Annotated in this window: 11 protein-coding genes; 8 read left to right on the forward strand and 3 right to left on the reverse strand. The window is 66.5% G+C overall.

Going from position 1 to position 15813, the window contains the following annotated elements:
- The first annotated feature begins 102 nt into the window (after nucleotides 1-102).
- Complete coding sequence (locus tag E3O65_RS02050) at nucleotides 103-3120, forward strand: aminotransferase (RefSeq protein WP_134362092.1); 3018 nt, start codon at nucleotides 103-105, stop codon at nucleotides 3118-3120.
- Nucleotides 3121-3140: 20 nt separating this feature from the next.
- On the opposite strand, the gene E3O65_RS02055 is transcribed toward E3O65_RS02050, so the two are convergent.
- Nucleotides 3141-5528, reverse strand: a complete 2388-nt coding sequence (locus E3O65_RS02055; RefSeq protein ID WP_134362093.1) for an ATP-binding cassette domain-containing protein — start codon at nucleotides 5526-5528, stop codon at nucleotides 3141-3143.
- A gap of 221 nt (nucleotides 5529-5749) precedes the next feature.
- Between E3O65_RS02055 and E3O65_RS02060 the strand changes: the two genes are divergently transcribed.
- From E3O65_RS02060 to E3O65_RS16550, 6 genes are all read left to right on the forward strand, one after another.
- The gene (locus E3O65_RS02060) at nucleotides 5750-7123 is read left to right on the forward strand and encodes an NAD-dependent succinate-semialdehyde dehydrogenase (RefSeq protein ID WP_134362094.1); all 1374 of its coding nucleotides are present in this window, start codon (nucleotides 5750-5752) and stop codon (nucleotides 7121-7123) included.
- A gap of 366 nt (nucleotides 7124-7489) precedes the next feature.
- On the forward strand, nucleotides 7490-8515 hold the full coding sequence (locus E3O65_RS02065) for an aldo/keto reductase (RefSeq protein ID WP_134362095.1): 1026 nt from the start codon (nucleotides 7490-7492) through the stop codon (nucleotides 8513-8515).
- A 328-nt stretch (nucleotides 8516-8843) separates the two neighbouring features.
- Complete coding sequence (locus E3O65_RS02070) at nucleotides 8844-9206, forward strand: ArsR/SmtB family transcription factor (protein ID WP_134362096.1); 363 nt, start codon at nucleotides 8844-8846, stop codon at nucleotides 9204-9206.
- Entirely contained in the window at nucleotides 9203-9700 is a 498-nt protein-coding gene (locus E3O65_RS02075; protein ID WP_134362097.1) for an SRPBCC family protein, read from the forward strand. Before E3O65_RS02070 ends, E3O65_RS02075 begins: the two co-directional genes overlap by 4 nt.
- A 236-nt stretch (nucleotides 9701-9936) precedes the next feature.
- On the forward strand, nucleotides 9937-10110 hold the full coding sequence (locus E3O65_RS02080) for a CsbD family protein (RefSeq protein WP_134362098.1): 174 nt from the start codon (nucleotides 9937-9939) through the stop codon (nucleotides 10108-10110).
- 194 nt (nucleotides 10111-10304) lie between these two features.
- On the forward strand, nucleotides 10305-10463 hold the full coding sequence (locus tag E3O65_RS16550) for a hypothetical protein (RefSeq protein WP_166785618.1): 159 nt from the start codon (nucleotides 10305-10307) through the stop codon (nucleotides 10461-10463).
- Between the two features lie 78 nt (nucleotides 10464-10541).
- Here the strand turns inward: E3O65_RS16550 and E3O65_RS02085 are convergent, their stop codons facing one another.
- Both E3O65_RS02085 and E3O65_RS02090 read right to left on the reverse strand, forming a co-directional pair.
- Nucleotides 10542-12071 (reverse strand): SulP family inorganic anion transporter, encoded by a 1530-nt coding sequence (locus tag E3O65_RS02085; RefSeq protein ID WP_134362099.1) that lies wholly within the window; start codon nucleotides 12069-12071, stop codon nucleotides 10542-10544.
- Between the two features lie 563 nt (nucleotides 12072-12634).
- A complete protein-coding gene (locus E3O65_RS02090; protein ID WP_134362100.1) occupies nucleotides 12635-14248 on the reverse strand; it encodes an isocitrate lyase in 1614 nt (537 codons plus the stop codon).
- 537 nt (nucleotides 14249-14785) lie between these two features.
- Here E3O65_RS02090 and E3O65_RS02095 point away from each other — a divergent pair.
- Nucleotides 14786-15496: a haloacid dehalogenase type II gene (locus E3O65_RS02095; RefSeq protein WP_134362101.1), complete on the forward strand. Its 711-nt coding sequence runs from the start codon at nucleotides 14786-14788 to the stop codon at nucleotides 15494-15496.
- The last annotated feature ends 317 nt before the right edge of the window (nucleotides 15497-15813 follow it).

A 15813-nucleotide genomic window follows, 5' to 3' on the forward strand; every position in this document is an offset into this window, starting at 1 on the left:
CCCGGCCCGGCGCTCCGCGCGGACTCAGCGCTGGGCACACGGAACCAACGCCCTGATGCCAAACTGGCAGGGTTCACTGTATTAACTGCGAGGAGCGTTGACGTGCCTGGTTTTGACTTCTTCAGTGGCGAAGGGCTCGTGCGGCCGTTCATCACGGCGGCAGACGCCGAATCCATGGCGGCATCCCTCTTCGGCGTGACGGGCACGGCCCGTGAACTCGGCAGCCAGCAGGATCGCAACTTCCTGATCAGTACTGAAGATGCTCCAGGCAGTGCTCCAGGCAGTGCTCCAGGCAGTGCTCCAGGCAGCGACGCGAGCGGCGGCGCCCAGCGTTACGTGCTCAAGGTCGACAACCCAGCCTTCTCCGCCACCGAGCTGGCCGCCCAGGACGCCGTGATGGTGTTCCTGGCTGCGCGCGGCATGCGCGTGCCGCAGCCGGTGACGGGGCGAAATGGCAGGAGTCGCCAGCACTGGCCGGTAGCGGATGCCGCGCCCCTCCCGGTGCGCCTGCTCACCTTCCTCGAGGGCCCGTCGCTCGAGGCGCAGGGCCATCTGGCCCCGGCGGTGATCCGGGCGCTCGGCCGGCTCTCGGGCACCACGGCGCTGCACCTGCGTGACTTCGCGGCGGAGGGACTCAACCGCACGCTGCAGTGGGACCTGCGCAACGCGAAAGCCGTGATCGACCTCCTGGTGCGCTGGGTTCCGGCCGCAGAGACCCGGGCGCAGCTGACCGCCATCGCCGAGAGCGCCGCCGTGCGCCTGGCGACCGTGGAATCCTCCCTCCGGTTACAGACGATCCACGGAGACATCACCGATGACAACGTGATCTGCACTGTGCAGCCGAACGGTCACCACCTGCCCAAGGGGGTTATCGACTTCGGCGACCTGGGCACCGGATGGCTGGTGGCGGAGCTGGCGGTCACCGCGGCATCCGTTCTGCATCACGTCCCAAACAATCCGCTGGCGGCCCTCGACCCTATCGTCGCCTTCGACGCGGTTGTTCCCCTGACCGATGCCGAGATCGTGGCACTCTGGCCGCTGATCGTGCTGCGCGGGGCGGTGCTGGTCGCCAGCGGTGAGCAGCAGGTGCAGATCGACGCGGAGAATGACTACGCCCGGCACCGGATGGACGCCGAGTGGCGCGTGTTCGCCGCGGCCAGCGCGGTCGGCTGGGAGGAGGCGGAAGTGGCCATCCGACAGGCACTCGGCCGGCACCCGGCGGGTGCCGAGCCGCGCCCGGCGGGCGCCGAGCCCGAAACTTTCCTCCCGATGATTCCCGCCCTGACCGGCGGTGACTACGAGATGCTCGACTTCTCCGTGACCAGCCCGGCGCTGGCGGACGGTCTCTGGCAGGCAGAGGATGCCGAGGCTCAGCTTGCTCGGGCTGCACTCACCCGGCGCAGCGTGGCCGTCGCCCCCTATGGCCAGTACCGGCTCACCCGTACGCCGCCGCTCGCGCGTCGGGAGCCAGCCACGTTCGCCCTGTTCACCGAGGTTTTCCTGCCGGCCGGGTCGAAGATCGTGGCGCCCGCTGCAGCGGTGGTCGCCGAAGCCGGTGACGACGACCTGATTCTGACACTGGCCGGTTTCGCCCTGCGCCTCGGCGGGATCAGGGCGAGCCTGCCGCATGGGGCAGTGGTTGCCGCGGGGGAGCAGATCGGTGTGGCCAGCCCGGTCGGCCGGGTGACCGTGCAGCAACTGGCCTACCCGGGGCTGGCCGACCCGAGTGCCGTGCCGCGGTTCGTGCCCGGATCCCGCGCCGCCGCGTGGGCAACCCTCGCACCGGACCCGGCGCGGTTGCTCGGGTTGGCGCCGCGGGCATCCGTCGTCGACCCTGCGGCCGAACTGGCCCGACGCGGCGGTGTGATGGCCGCGGCGCAGGAGAAGTATTACGAACGGCCGCCGCAGATCGAGCGCGGTTGGCAGGAGCTGCTCGTCGACACCCACGGGCGCTCCTACGTGGACATGGTCAACAACGTGGCCGTGATCGGGCACAGCCACCCCCGGTTCACGCGGGCCGTGAGCGACCAGCTGGCGCTGCTCAACACGAACTCCCGGTTTCTCTACTCGGCGCTGGCCGACCTCTGCGAACGTATCGTGGAGAAATCGCCGCACCCGTCCCTCGACACCGTGCTGCTGGTCAACAGCGGCAGCGAGGCCGTGGACCTGGCTCTGCGCCTGGCCCGGATCCACACCGGCCGCCGCGACGTCGTCGCTCTGCGCGAGGGGTACCACGGGTGGACGTCGGCCTCCGATGCGGTGTCTACCTCGGCCTTCGACAACCCACACACGGCGGCCTTCCGGCCCGACTGGGTGCACATCATCGATGCCCCCAACGCCTACCGCGGCACACACCGCGGCACCGGGGCCGCAGTGGAATACGCGGCCGACCTGGCCCGGCTGCTGGGCGCCCCTGGCGGCCCGGGGGAGAGCCTGGCCGCGTTCATCTCTGAACCCGTGCTGGGCAACGCCGGCGGAGTCGTGCCGCCGGAGGGCTACCTCGCGCTCGTCTACGAGCAGATCCGTGCCCAGGGAGGGCTGTGCATCGCTGACGAGGTGCAGGTGGGCTACGGGCGTCTGGGCAGCCACTTCTGGGCTGTGTCGCAGCAGGGCGTCGTGCCCGACATGATCACGGTGGCCAAGGCCATGGGCAACGGGTACCCACTCGGCGCGGTGCTCACCCGCCGCGATATCGCCGAGTCCCTGGCCAGGGAGGGCAACTTCTTCTCCTCCGCCGGCGGCAGCCCGGTCAGCTGTGTCGCGGGGCTGGCCGTGCTCGACGTCATTCGGGACGAATCGTTGCAGCAGAACGCGGAAGCCGTGGGCCGGCATCTGGCGCACCGGCTCGCGGAGCTCGCCGAGCGGCATCCGCTGATCGGAATGGTGCACGGCTTGGGCCTGTACATGGGGGTGGAACTCGTGCGCGACCGGAAAACCCGGGAACCGGCCACCAACGAGACCGCCGCGATCTGCGAACGGATGCTGGAACTCGGCGTGATCGTGCAGCCTGCCTCGGAGCGGCAGAACGTGCTGAAGATCAAGCCGCCGCTGTGCCTGAGCCGGGAGAGTGCCGACTTCTTCGTCGACGCCCTCGACGAGGTGCTGCAGGGCGGCTGGTAGCGCGCGGAACCGCCAGCCTCTCAATGCCCGACGTAGGTCGCGAGGTACTGCCCGGTCAGGGTGGAGCCCGCGGCGACGAGGTCGGCGGGCGTGCCCTCGAAGACGATCCGGCCGCCGGCGTGGCCGGCCCCGGGGCCGAGGTCGACGATCCAGTCCGCGTGGGCCATGACGGCCTGATGGTGTTCCACGACGATGACCGACTTGCCGGAGTCGACCAGCCGATCGAGCAGGCCGAGCAACTGCTCGACGTCGGCGAGGTGGAGTCCGGTGGTCGGCTCGTCGAGAACATAGACGCCGCCCTTCTCCGACAGGTGCGTGGCCAGCTTGAGACGCTGGCGCTCGCCGCCGGAGAGCGTCGTGAGCGGCTGGCCGAGGCTGAGATAGCCGAGCCCCACGTCGACGAGACCGCCCAGGATGGTGTGCGCGGCGGCCGTGCGCGCCTCGCCGGTGCCGAAGAAGACCCTGGCCTCGTTCACCGACATGGCGAGCACCTCACTGATGTCCCGGCCGCCGAGATGGTAGTCCAGCACGGATGCCTCGAACCGCTTGCCCTCGCAGACCTCGCAGACGGTCGCGACGCCCGCCATCATCGCGAGGTCGGTGAAGATCACGCCTGCGCCGTTGCAGTTGGGGCAGGCCCCTTCAGAGTTGGAGCTGAACAGTGCCGGCTTCACACCGTTGGCCTTCGCGAACGCCTTGCGGATCGGGTCGAGCATTCCCGTGTAGGTGGCCGGGTTGCTGCGCCGGGACCCACGGATGCCGCCCTGGTCGATGGAGACCACGCCCGCCCCGGCGGGAATCGAGCCGTGCACGAGCGAGCTCTTGCCGGAGCCGGCGACGCCCGTCATCACGACCAACACGCCGAGCGGAATGTCCACGTCGACGTTCCGCAGATTGTTCTTCGTGGCGCCGCGAATCTCCAACGTGCCCGTAGGGGTGCGAACGGCGGGCTTGAGCGCGGCCCGGTAGTCGAAATGGCGCCCGGTGAGGGTGCCGCTGGTGCGCAACCCTTCCACGGTTCCTTCGAAGCAGACCATTCCGCCCGCCGTTCCGGCACCGGGCCCGAGGTCCACCACGTGGTCGGCGATCACGATCGCCTCCGGCTTGTGCTCTACGACGAGCACCGTGTTGCCCTTGTCCCGCAGCTGCAGCAGCAGTGTGTTCATGCGCTCGATGTCATGGGGGTGCAGGCCGATGGTGGGCTCGTCGAAGACGTAGGTGACGTCGGTGAGCGAGGAGCCCAGGTGCCGGATCATCTTGGTGCGTTGGGCCTCGCCGCCCGAGAGCGTGCCGGCCGGCCTGTCGAGCGAGAGGTAGCCCAGCCCGATCTCCACGAACGAGTCCAGGATCTCCCGAAGCGCCTGCGTCAGCGGGGCCACCGACGGTTCGTCGATGCCACGAACCCAGGCGGCCAGATCGTTGATCTGCTGCGAACAGGCGTCGGCGATGCTGATCCCCGAGATCTTCGACGATCGAGCAGCCTCGCTCAGGCGGGTGCCGCCGCACTCGGGGCAGGGCGCGAAGGTGACCGCACGCTGCACGAAGGCGCGGATATGCGGCTGCAGCGCGTCGACGTCCTTGGCAAGGAACGACTTCTGCATCTGCGGGATCAGGCCCAGATAGGTCAGGTTGATCCCGTCGATCTTGATCTTGGTCGACTCCTTATAGAGCAGGTCGTCCAGTTCCTTCGACGTGTACCGGCCGATGGGCTTGTCCGGGTCGAACCATCCGCAGCCGCGGAAGATGCGGCCGTACCAGCCGTCCATGGTGTAACCAGGGATGCTGAGCGCGCCCTCGTTGAGCGACTTGGACTCGTCGTACAGTGCCGAGCGGTCGACGTCGTTCACCGTGCCCATGCCCTCGCAGCGCGGGCACATGCCGCCGGTGATGCTGAAGCTGCGCCGCTCCTTCACGGTCTTCCCGGCGCGCCCCCGCGTGACCGCTCCGGCTCCGCTGATCGAGGCCACGTTGAAGGAGAACGCCTGGGGCGAGCCGATGTGCGGCTGCCCGAGCCGGCTGAAGAGGATGCGCAGCAACGCGTTGGCATCCGTGGCGGTGCCCACGGTCGAGCGCACATTGGCGCCCATCCGTTCTTGATCCACGATGATCGCCGTTGTGAGCCCGTCGAGCACATCCACGTCGGGCCGCGCCAGCGAGGGCATGAAGCCCTGCACGAAGGCGCTGTAAGTCTCGTTGATCATGCGCTGCGACTCCGCCGCGATGGTGCCGAACACCAGCGAACTCTTGCCTGAGCCCGAGACGCCCGTGAACACCGTCAGCCGACGCTTCGGCAGATCGACGCTCACATCCTTGAGGTTGTTCACGCGCGCGCCCTGCACCCGGATCAGATCGTGGCTGTCGGCGACGCGCGACTCGTGCGAGGCATCCGTTCTCGTGGGCGTGCTCATCGTGTCTCCCTCGGTTCAGCGGGCTTCCGGCGCGGACTGCATCGGGTGGTTCGATCTAACCAGCTTCGCGCCAACCTGCCGCTAGCACCAGGATCGTATCTGCATCCCACTGTCAGGAATTCCACTCGCGACTGCGCAAGACTGTAACCCAGGAGTGTGTCCTGCCTCGGCAGGACCCGTCCCTTTTTCGATCGGCGTTTTTCGACACCTACGGAGAGAACATGAACAAGTACGCAGTCACGAACCCCGCAACCGGGCTCAGCGAATCCAGCTTCCCCCTGGCAACGGATGCCGAGGTCACCGATGCCATCGGGGCTGCGGATCGGGCCCACAAGGAGCTCGCCCGAGGAACGTCGGTTGCCGAACGGGCAGCCCTGATGCAGCGCGTCGCGGACCTTCACTCCGAGCGGCGTGAGCACCTGGCCGCCGTCATCGTGCGCGAGATGGGCAAGCCCCTCGAGCAGGCCCTTGGCGAGGTCGATTTCGCGGCGGACATCTACGGGTACTACGCCACCCATGGTGAGGCGTTCCTCGCCGACGAACCCATCGAGCTGCTCAGCGGTGAGGGATCCGCGTTCATCCGCAACGCCTCCCTGGGTGTACTGCTCGGGGTCATGCCGTGGAACTTCCCGTACTACCAGGTCGCCCGGTTCGCCGGCCCGAACCTGGTTCTCGGCAACACGATCCTGCTCAAGCACGCCTCGCAATGCCCCGAATCCGCCGCCGCCATCGAGCAGATCTTCACGGATGCCGGATTCCCCCAAGGCGCGTACCGCAACCTCTACGCGTCCAGTGCTCAGATCGCCGAGATCATCATTCCGGACCCGCGGGTCTGCGGCGTTTCGCTGACCGGTTCGGAGGGCGCGGGCGCGGCTGTCGCCGAGGTCGCCGGCCGCAACCTTAAGAAGGTCGTGCTCGAATTGGGCGGATCGGACCCGTTCATTGTGCTGAGCACCGACAACCTCGAAGAAGCCGTGGACGCGGCCGTCGACGCTCGCCTGGACAACTCCGGCCAGTCCTGCAACGCGGCCAAGCGCTTTATCGTGATCGACGGCCTGTTCGACGCCTTCGTGGAACTCTTCACGGAGAAGATGGCCAGCAATGTGCCGGCAGACCCGACGTCTCCGGAGACGACCCTCGGGCCGCTCTCATCGGTCGGCGCCGCCGAAGGTCTCGAAGAGCAGCTCCAGCGCGCCGAGACGCAAGGGGCGACGGTCACCCTGCGTGGGCGCCGCGATGGCGCCTTCTTCTCGCCGACGGTGCTCACCGGGGTGTCCCCGCAGAGCGACGCCTACCGGGAGGAGTTCTTCGGACCGGTGGCCGCCATCTACCGTGTGCAGAACGAGGCCGAGGCGGTGGAGGTGGCCAATGACATCCCGTATGGCCTGGGTTCCTACCTCTTCACGACGGATCCGGAGCAGGCCCTGCGGGTCGCCGACCAGATCGAGGCGGGGATGGTCTTCATCAACGGCTCACTTCTCGACGGCGCCGAGCTGCCCTTCGGCGGCGTGAAGCGGTCCGGCTTCGGCCGCGAGCTGGGACGCTTCGGCATCGCGGAGTTCGCCAACAAGAAGCTCATCCGCATCCTCAAGTAGCGCACGGTGGCGCGCTCACCCGTCCATGCGGTGGCGCGCCACCCGCCTGCACCTTCGCCCCTTACGAATTCGACGGTGGTTGTGCCTGAATCGGCCCCAAATCCGCCGAGAAACGCGCGACAACCCAGAATCTCCGTCGAATTCGTCGGCCGCCGGGAGATGCTCCTCGCTGGATGTCCGGCTGCCTCGCGCTCGGTCGGGGTGGGCAGCACCGCCACAGCATCACGGTGAATGCACGTGCAGAACAGCGTTACGTCGGGTGATCCCCAGGTCAACGGATGGGCAGGTCCCGACGTTGTCGAGCGTGTGAGACTGGGTGGTGAGGTTTCGGGCGCCCCACCTCGACACAGAACAGGACTCACATATATGCGGTATCGCACACTCGGCAACAGCGGCGCGGTCGTATCGACCTATGCCCTCGGCACCATGACCTTCGGCGCGGAGGCCGATCAGGAGATGGCGCACACCCTCCTGGACACGTACCTGGAAGCCGGAGGAACCTTCGTCGACACAGCGGATGTCTACAGTGCCGGCGTCTCAGAGGAAATGATCGGGTCATGGCTGGCGTCGCACCCGACCGAGCGAGAGCAGATCGTTCTCGCGACCAAGGGCCGCTTCCCCATGGGCACCGGCCCCAACGATCGGGGAACCAGCCGCCGGCACCTGACCCGGGCGCTCGACGCTTCGCTGCGCCGACTGGGAACGGATCACGTCGACCTGTATCAACTGCACGCCTGGGACCCGGTCACGCCGCTGGAGGAGACCCTGCGTTTTCTCGACGACGCCGTCCGAAGCGGAAAGATCGGCTATTACGGCTTCTCCAACTTCCTGGGCTGGCAGCTGACGAAGGCCGTGCACGTGGCGCGGGCGCTGGGTTTCACTCCGCCGGTCACCGTGCAGCCGCAGTACAGCCTCCTCGTGCGGGAAATCGAATCCGAGATCGTGCCAGCGGCGCTCGACGCGGGCCTGGGGCTCCTGCCGTGGTCACCGCTCGGAGGAGGATGGTTGTCGGGCAAATACCGTCGCGACACGGATCCGACCGGGGCCACGCGCCTGGGCGAGGACCCCGCGCGCGGAATGGAAGCCTGGGGACCGCGCAACAAGCAGGAGCGTACCTGGCGGATCATCGACGCTGTCGCCGGGATTGCGGCCGAAATCGGGGCCACGAGTGCCCAGGTGTCCCTCGCGTGGCTCGAGGTTCAACCGGCGGTGACCTCGGTCATCCTTGGGGCGCGGAGCGTGGAGCAACTCAGTGAGAACCTCTCGGCGGCGCAGGTGCAGTTGAGCGCTGAGCACCTCGAACAGCTGAGCGCGTTGAGTTCTCCAGTGGTCTCCGACTACCCGTATGGGGAAGCCGCCGACGCTCAACGCTTCCGCGAGATCGGCTACTAGGCCCCGGCGCGGGCGCACGTTGTCCGCTTGACCCAGTGGCCGGCGTAGACAGTGTGGACGGTACCGCGGGGATGTCGGAGTCGCCGTCCGGGTGCAGGGCGAGACCACGACTACCTCGGGGTGCCTGCCCACACGAATCTTTCGGGGACGGCGTTGCGATATGGCCGAATACCTCGGCTCCCAAGCCGACGACTTTTGCCGTTTCAGACTTTAGGCTCTCGGCACCGATGCTGTTGATCCGATACTGCTCCTATACCCATTGGAGTATCGACCGGGTTCGAGATCACTGCTTGCGGCTCCCACGTCGGCGGGAGTAAAGTGCAACCAAATGGTTGTACTTAGGCTGCCGGATGACGAAGTGGACCGCATCTTCCACGCACTCGCTGATGCGACGCGACGCGACATCGTGATGCGCGTCGTCCAGCGCGAGCATTCCGTGTCGGCGCTCGCCGCGAGCTATGCGATGAGCTTCGCCGCGGTGCAGAAGCATGTGGCGGTGCTCGAGCGGGCACGCCTCGTCGTCAAGGAGAGACGAGGGAGGGAACAGGTGGTGCACCCGAACCCCGACACCGTGCGCGAGGCGGCGCGCCTGCTCGAGCACTACGAGGAACTGTGGCGACTTCGCGACCAGAGCATCAGCAAGGTCCTGTCTGAAGACCGAGAAGAAGACCGAGAAGGAGAGAAATCATGACCGTGATCAGTTCGAACAAGGACACCGAGGCGCTCACCCTCACGTTCGTGGCCGATTTTGACGCGAGTGCAGAGCGGGTGTGGCAGCTCTGGGAGGACCCGCGCCAGCTCGAGCGCTGGTGGGGTCCGCCCACATGGCCGGCCACCTTCGATCGGCACGACTTCGTGCCCGGCGGGCGTTCGAACTACGTCATGACCGGACCCGAGGGCGAGAACGGTCCCGGCTGGTGGGTGACCACGGTCATCCAGCGACCCTACCGGCTGGAATTCGAGGACGGCTTCGCCGACGAGAACGGCGACCCGGTCGTCGAGATGGGGTCGGTGCGGGTGGTCGTGACCCTCGAGGAGATCGACGGTCGCACTCGTATGACCACGGTGTCGACGTTCGCGAATGTGGAACAGATGCAGCAGATGTCCGAGATGGGGATGGAAGAGGGCATGCGTGAGGCCATGGGGCAGATCGACCGCCTCCTCGCCGAAGACGACAGCGCCTGAGGGGCGCGCGGCCGTGGCGATGGATGCCCGTTGCGGGTCCGATGACGGATTCCCCGTTCGCCGGGAGCCTGGCGACCGCGGAGACGACCGCGGCGAAGGCGGTGAGGTGCCGCGATCTCGGGGGCACGCGTGACGAATTCGATCTGGGATACGTCTCACAGATGTACGTCTCACGGCGACCCGCGAATTTGCGTGTGATTGCCGCCTACGAAACACCGACGCGAAACGAGAGTCCAATGAGTGCATCCGACAAGATCCAGAACGCCGCTGAAGACCTCAAGGGCAAGGCCACTGAGGCAGTGGGCAAGGCAACCAACGACGACTCCAAGGTCGCCGAAGGCCAGGCCGATCAGAGGGCTGCCAGCGCGAAGAAGGCCGGCGAGAACGTCAAGGACGTTTTCAAGCGCTGATTCAGTACCTCAAGGTCACCGCAACGGATGGCGCGGCGCCCCAGCGGGCGTCCGCGCCATCCGTTTGCGTTCGAGCTGACCCGCGAGCTCACCGGCGACCACGCTCGGGACTGCGACGAACGCACGGTGACATCGGCGCACGCATCCGCGGTGACGTCACCGTCCGCAGCCTCTCGTCCGGCGCGCACGCGAAGATGCTGACGGAAGGCGGACTCGACGCAGGTCAGGTGGGCTTCGTCGCGGGGCTCGACGCCGACGCCCGTGACGGTCTGCTCGGTGGGGCCGCCGCCGGCCTCCCTCCTCACGGCGAACCCACACCGCCGCTCGCAGCGGGCCTCGCCGCCCCTCTGTAAGAAATCTGCCTGCAGAGGAGGCGGCCCGTAGGCGCCAGTCTGACGTGCGCGGAGAACCGGGAGGCAGGGGGCCGGATGCTAGTGACCGCCGCCGAGGTTTCCCGCCAGGCGGCTGTGCATTGTTGAACTGGCGTCGTTGAGACCCTCGATCACGACCCGTTTGCCGTGACGTTCGTACTTATTGCTGATCGCGTCCAGCGCGGCGACGGTCGAGGCGTCCCAGATGTGCGATCGGGTCATGTCGATCACGATGCGGTCGGGGTCGTCCGCGTACTCGAACTGGGTGGTGAGGTCGTTGCTGGAGGCGAAGAACAGTTCGCCGGTGACCGTGTAGTACGCGGTGGCGACCGGTTCGCCTTCGGGCAGGGTTCGTTCGACGCTCACGAAGTGCGCGACCCGGCGGGCGAAGGCGACCATGGCAACGAGCACCCCCACGATGACGCCGATGGCCAGGTTGTGGGTGAGCACGACGACCACGACGGTGGCGAGCATGACGATCGTCTCGCTTCTGGGCATCCGTTTCAGGGTGGAGAGACGGATGCTGTGCCAGTCGAAGGTCAGCACCGACACCATGATCATCACCGCGACCAGGGCTGCCATCGGGATGATGGCGACCAGGTCGCCGAGGCCCACGACGAGAATCAACAGGAACACGCCCGCGAGGAACGTGGAAATGCGAGTGCGGGCGCCGGAGGCCTGCACATTGATCATGGTCTGACCGATCATGGCGCAGCCGCCCATGCCGCCCATGCCGCCGAAGAGCCCGGAGAGCATGTTCGAGATGCCCTGTCCCCAGGCCTCGCGGGTCTTGCGTGAGTGGGTGTCGGTGATGTCGTCGACCAATTTCGCGGTCATCAGCGACTCGAGCAGGCCCACGAGTGCCATCGCGATGGCGTACGGGGCGATGATCGCAAAGGTGGCCCCGGTGAGCGGCACGTTGGGGATGAACAGCTCGGGCAGGCTCCTCGGCAGTTCGCCCTGGTCGCCGACCGTGGGCACGTTGATCGCCGTGACGACGACGGCCACGGTGAGCAGCACGATAGCGACGAGCGGAGCGGGAACGACCTTGGTGAGGCGGGGCATCACGACCATGATCAGCAGCCCCACCGCAACGAGCGGGTAGACCATGAACGGCACACCGAGCAGGTGGGGGAGCTGGGCGACGAAAATCAGGATCGCCAGGGAATTGACGAACCCGACCATCACGCTGCGAGGGATGAACCTCATGAGTTTAGCGACGCCGAGCACGCCGAGCACCACTTGGAAGATCCCAGCCAGGATGACCGTGGCGATGAAGTAGTCCATGCCGAAATCGCGGGCGACGGGGGCGATCACGAGGGCGACGGCGCCGGTCGCGGCGGTGATCATCGCCGGGCGTCCGCCGAGGAAAGCAATCGACACCGCCATGACGAACGACGAGAACAGGCCGACCTGGGGATCGACACCCGCGATGATGGAGAACGAGATCGCTTCCGGGATGAGCGCCATCGCCACGACGAGGCCGGCGAGCACCTCGCGGGTGAGCAGACGCGGAGAACGAAGCGCGTCGAGCACCGACGGGTCGGTCCGGTAGCGGCTGGGCGAGGGAGATTTGGTGAGGGTAGCCATGAGGCCTTCCGGGATGCGGCGCTCGAGGCGGAGTCGGTGGAGTCTGTGGAGTCGGTGGAGTGTGTGGAGTGTGTGGAGTGTGTGACGTCGGTGATGTCGGTGATGTCGGTGGAGGCGGCGGAGGCGGCGGTCACGAGTGAACGCTGCGACGCGCCGGGAGGCGATAAGGGTCAGCGAAGCGCTGGTCCGCATTGTGCAGCAGGCCCCCAATAGTACGCGGCACCGACCCGCGGAGGCTCCCGCCTCGGCATCCGCTGACGCCACCCGCTGACGCCACCCGCGCTAACTGCGGAGTATTTCGCAACACGCCGCGCAGCCAGGCGCCCAAACCGGCGCTCCGTGAAAATCTCCTCAGTTACGTGACGACGGATGCGCGTGGCAGGCCCGTGTGACGGATGCGTGAAGCAGGTCGGCGAGCTTCCGCATACGTTGCAGCCGCACCTGGGCGATTCTCGCGTTGATGGCGATGAACGAGCCCAGGCGGTCGGCGGCAACCGAGCACCGGAAAACGAATAAGCCCCGATCCTGCGACCGGGGCTTACTCGTAGCGACAGCTGCTCGGATTAGTGGCTCAGTGCCGGTTCCTCGAACTGGTTCATCGTGTTGTTGCTGCCCCCGGCCTTCAGCGCGGCCTCGCCGGCGAAGTACTCCTTGTGGTTGTCACCGATGTCGGATCCGGACATGTTCTGGTGCTTGACCGTGGCGATCCCCTCGCGGATCTCCCGACGCTGCACGCCCTTGACGTAGGCGAGCATGCCCTGGTCGGCGAAGTAGCCCTTGGCCAGGTCATCGGTGGACAAAGCAGCCGTGTGGTAGGTCGGCAGGGTGATGAGGTGGTGGAAGATACCGGCCTCGGCCGAGCCATCGCGCTGGAAGGTGCGGATGCTCTCGTCGGCGATCCGAGCGAGCTCGGTCTCGTCGTAGGAGACGCTCATCAGCTTGGCGCGGTCGTAGGCCGACACATCCTTGCCCTCGGCGAGCAGGTTGTCGTACGCCTGCTGGCGGAAGTTGAGCGTCCAGTTGAACGACGGGCTGTTGTTGTAGACCAGCTTGGCGTTCGGGATGACCTTGCGCACCTCGTTCATCATTCCTGCGATTTGGGCGACGTGCGGCTTCTCCGTCTCGATCCAGAGCAGGTCAGCGCCGTTCTGCAGCGAGGTGATGCTGTCGAGCACGCAGCGGGCCTCACCGGTTCCCTGACGGAATTGGAACAGGTTGCTGGCCAGGCGCTTGGGGCGCAGCAGCCTGCCGTCGCGCTTGATGACAACGTCTCCGTTGCCCAGCTCGGCCTCGGTGATCTCGTCGACGTCGAGGAAGGAGTTGTACTGGTCGCCCAGGTCCCCGGGCTGGTAGGTCACGGCGAGCTTCTGCGTCAGGCCCGCACCGAGCGAGTCGGTGCGGGAGACGATGATGCCGTTGTCGATCCCAAGCTCGAGGAACGCGTACCGCACGGCGTTGATCTTGGCGATGAAATCCTCGTGAGGAACGGTGACCTTGCCGTCCTGGTGGCCGCACTGCTTCTCGTCCGAGACCTGGTTCTCGATCTGGATGGCGCAGGCGCCTGCCTCGATCATCTTCTTGGCCAGGAGGTACGTCGCCTCCGGGTTGCCGAAACCGGCGTCGATGTCCGCGATGATCGGCACGACGTGAGTCTCGTAGTTGTCGATCTGGTTCTGGATGTCCGCGGCCTTGGCGTCGTTTCCGGCGGTGCGGGCCCCGTCCAGGGCGGTGAACAGCAGGTCCAGCTCGCGGGCGTCGGCCTGGCGGAGAAAGGTGTAGAGCTCCTCGACCAGCGCGGGAACGGCTGTCTTCTCGTGCATGGACTGGTCGGGCAGCGGGCCGAAGTCGCTCCGCAGTGCGGCGACCATCCAGCCGGACAGGTACAGGTAACGCTTGTTCGTGGTCTTCAGGTGCTTCTTGATCGAGATCATCTTCTGCTGGCCGATGAATCCGTGCCAGACCCCGAGGGACTGCGTGTAAACGGAGGAGTCGGCGTCGTACTCCGCCATGTCCGTGCGCATGATATCGGCGGTGTATTGGGCGATTTCGAGGCCGGTTTTGAAGCGGTTCTGTGCCCGCATCCGGGCGACCGACTCAGGGTTGATCGCGTCCCAGCTGCTACCGGCCGCGTTCTTGAGGGCTTCGACAGCCTGGGTGTCGTCTTGATAGAGGGTCATGTGCATTCCTTCGACGTTGAATTGTGCAGAGCTTGAGTCGTGCAGAGCTTGAATCGTGCAGAGCTTGGACGGCTGTTCCGGCGGCCCCGATATCGGCTGCTAAATGAAGACTGCTGCAACAACCAACAGTCTTCTTCGGGATTCCCAGCAGAACTTTCGCGATTCTTCTTCGTTTGAGAAGAAATTCCGGAGTGAGCCGGGCCGTGGCCGGGTAGGAGCGCCCGCCGGGCGCGACCGGGGAATCGCGCGGATGGCAGCTCATCGGGCAGGAGGACCAGGTGATGAGACACAGGGAGGATCCCGGTAGTGCTGGCTCGCGGTCGGCATTTCGGGGGTCTGACCGTGATCGGGGTGTTGCTCGCCGACCGGGCACGGCGGCAGACCAGACCGCCGGCCGACGATGTTCCGCCGACCGATTCGGATAAGGTGCCCGAGGGCGAAGCGGATGCCTGCCACCACCTGGCGCCAGGCGCTCGGCACGACCGGAGCGGACATCCGCTCCATCCGCGTCGCCCTCACCAACGAAAGGAACCCGCTATGACCAGCACGCCCTCGGCGATCGTTTTCGACGTCAACGAGACTCTCTCCGACATGACCCCGCTGAGTGCCCGGTTCGCGGAGATCGGCGCCCCTGCCTCCCTGGCGCGGGTCTGGTTCGCCACACTGCTGCGGGACGGCTTCGCCCTCGCCGCCGCGGGCGGAACGGCGAAATTCTCCTTGATCGGATCCGAGATCCTACGCGGGGTCCTCCGCGACGTCGCCCTGACCCGCAGTCTTGACGACGCCGTTCGCCACGTGATGGACGGCTTTGAAACGTTGAGCCTGCACCCGGACATCGCCGACGGCATCCGTGGTCTGAAGCAGGCTGGGCTGCGCCTGGTGACCCTATCCAATGGATCCGCGCAGGTGGCCGAGTCTCTCCTGACCCGGGCGGGTCTCCGCGGCGAGTTCGAGGCCGTGCTCACAGTGGAAGACGCCCCGGCCTGGAAACCGGTTCGCTCTGCCTACTCCTACGCCGCGGATGCCTGCGGCGTCCAGCCGTCCGATCTGCTCTTGGTAGCCGTGCACCCTTGGGACATCCACGGGGCCGCTCAGGCAGGCCTCCGTACCGCGTGGCTGAACCGCACCGACGAGATTTACCCCAGCTACTTCACGGCACCGGAACACACCATCACCGCCCTCACGGAGCTCGCCCTCCGGCTCGCGCCCGACCCTCACCCCGCGTCCCGTCCAGCCCCCCGCCCCTAACGAATTCGACGGAGATTTTGGCCCTGGAGCCCGGTTGTGGGCCAAAACGGGCCGAAAATCGGAAAATTTCCGCCGAATTCGTTAGGACACGGGCACGGGCACGGGCACGGACACGGACAAGGACACGGGCAAGGGCAAGGATGAGGTCGGTGGTGGTTCTTTGATACCCTAGGGGGTATATTGGAACCCTCATTGAATCGAGAAGGAGTTACCCATGTGCAGTCCTATTCGTTGTAACCGCTGCGGCAAGATCACCTGGACCGGCTGTGGCGAGCACGTCGACAGCGTCATGGCCGATGTTCCGCTTGCTCAGCGTT

Source organism: Cryobacterium breve (assembly GCF_004402375.1).
In the GTDB taxonomy this organism is placed as follows: domain Bacteria; phylum Actinomycetota; class Actinomycetes; order Actinomycetales; family Microbacteriaceae; genus Cryobacterium; species Cryobacterium breve.